This window comes from Pseudonocardia sp. KRD291, from assembly GCF_019263595.1.
In the GTDB taxonomy this organism is placed as follows: domain Bacteria; phylum Actinomycetota; class Actinomycetes; order Mycobacteriales; family Pseudonocardiaceae; genus Pseudonocardia.
This window is the reverse complement of the sequence record NZ_JADQDD010000492.1, coordinates 1-2,102: the sequence shown is the minus strand read 5'-3', so window position 1 is coordinate 2,102 and position 2,102 is coordinate 1. Positions and strand designations below refer to the sequence as shown.

1 protein-coding gene is annotated in these 2,102 nt (G+C 72.4%); it reads left to right on the top strand.

All coding sequences use genetic code 11. From position 1 onward, the window contains the following. Nucleotides 1-2,102: FAD-binding and (Fe-S)-binding domain-containing protein (locus I4I78_RS32125; protein ID WP_308252480.1), on the top strand; the 2,102-nt coding region annotated here is incomplete at both ends.

The following is a 2,102-nucleotide window of genomic DNA, read 5'->3' as shown; positions in this document are numbered from 1 at the left end:
ACCGCCCCGGCCGTCTCGGCGGACGGGCTGGAACGGGCCCTGCGCGCCCGCGTCCGCGGCGAGGTCGCCTTCGACGACTACAGCCGCCACCTGTTCTCCCGGGACGCGAGCATGTACTCGATCGTGCCGCGCGGTGTGGTGTTCCCCCTCGACGCCGACGACGTGGCCGCCGTCGTCGCGGTCGCCGGTGAGCACGGTGTCCCGGTCGTGGCACGCGGTGCCGCGACCAGCCTGGCCGGGCAGACCGTCGGGCCCGGGATCGTGCTGGACACCTCGCGGCACATGAACCGGATCCTCGAGCTCGACCCGGTCGCGCGCACCGCCGTCGTCGAGGTCGGGGTGGTGCAGGACCAGCTCAACGCGGCCGCGGCCGCGCACGGGCTGATGTTCGGGCCGGACACCTCGACCAGCAACCGGGCCACGATCGGCGGGATGATCGGCAACAACTCCGCGGGCAGCGGGTCGCTGACGTTCGGCATGACGATCGACCACGTGCGCGCCCTGGACGTGGTGCTCGCGGACGGGACCAGCACCCGGCTGGAGCCGGTGGACGAACCGGAGCGGGCCCGGCGGGCGCGGGCCGACGGGCTGGCCGGGCGGATCTACGCCGAGCTGCCGGAGCTGGTCACCGCGAACGAGGCGGCGATCACGGCCGGGATGCCGGTGTTCTGGCGCCGCGCCTGCGGCTACCGGCTCGACCGGCTGGTCGGCTTCGGCGACGGCCGGCCCCTGGACCTGGCGAAGTTCGTGGTCGGCGCCGAGGGCACGCTGGTGGTGGTGACCCGGGCGGTGGTCGACCTGGTGCCGAAGCCGAAACGGACCGTGTACGCGATCGGGCACTTCGCGACCACCCACGGCGCGATCTCGGCCACCCAGGACGCGCTGTCCTGCGACCCCAACCAGGTCGAGCTGATGGACCGCACGATCCTCGACCTGTCCCGCCGCAAGATCGAGTACGCGGACCTGGGCAACCACCTGGTCGGCGACCCGCAGGCACTGCTGTTCGTGTCGTTCTCCGGCGACGACGAGCAGGCCCTGGCCGCCAAGATGGACCAGGTCGCCGAGTTGTGGGAACGCCACGGGCACGGCTACCACACGGTCCGCGCGGTCACCCCGGAGCAGGCGTCGGCGCTGCTCAAGGTGCGCAAGTCCAGCCTCGGGCTGCTGATGGCCGCAGGCGAGGGGACCCGCCGTCCGCTGGCGTTCGTCGAGGACACCGCCGTCGACCCGCAGTACCTGGCCGAGTACACGGCGAAGTTCGCCGAGATCCTGGACGACCACGGCCTCGAGGCCGGGTTCTACGGGCACTGCTCGGTCGGCTGCCTGCACATCCGCCCGTTCGTCGACCTCACCGACCCCGAGCAGGTCGCGACGATGCGCACGGTCGCGGAGAAGGTCAAGGACCTGGTCGCCTCCTACGGCGGGGTCAACTCCAGCGAGCACGGCGACGGCCTGGCCCGCAGCGAGTTCAACCGGGAGATCTTCGGCGACGACCTCTACGAGGCGATGCGGCAGGTCAAGGCGCTGTTCGACCCGCACGGCGTGCTGAACCCCGGAAAGATCGTCGATGCGCCTTCGATGACCGACAACCTGCGCGACCGCGACGCGCTGCCCCCGGCCCCGCCGATGGCCACGATGCTGGACTTCGAGGTCGTCGGCGGGATGCGCGGGGCGGCCGACCGGTGCATGAACATCGGGCTGTGCCGCAAGGCCGCCGGCGGCGTGATGTGCCCGTCCTACCAGGTCACCCTGCAGGAGGAGCACTCCACGAGGGGCCGGGCCAACGCGCTGGTCAAGGCACTCTCCGAGCCGGACCCGTCGGCCGCGCTGAGCGACGGTCGGCTGCACGAGATCCTCGACCTGTGCCTGATGTGCAAGGCGTGCAAGAGCGAGTGCCCGATGGGCGTGGACATGGCCACGCTCAAGTCCGAGGCGCTGCACCACCAGCACGCCGAGCACGGGACGCCGCTGCGCTCACGGGTGTTCGGCGCGATCCGCACGCTGAACCGGCTCGGCTCGGCGACCGCGCCGCTGTCCAACCTGCCCGGGCGGATCGGGCCGCTGCGCCGGCTCCTCGAGCGCGGCGTCGGGATCGCCGCGGC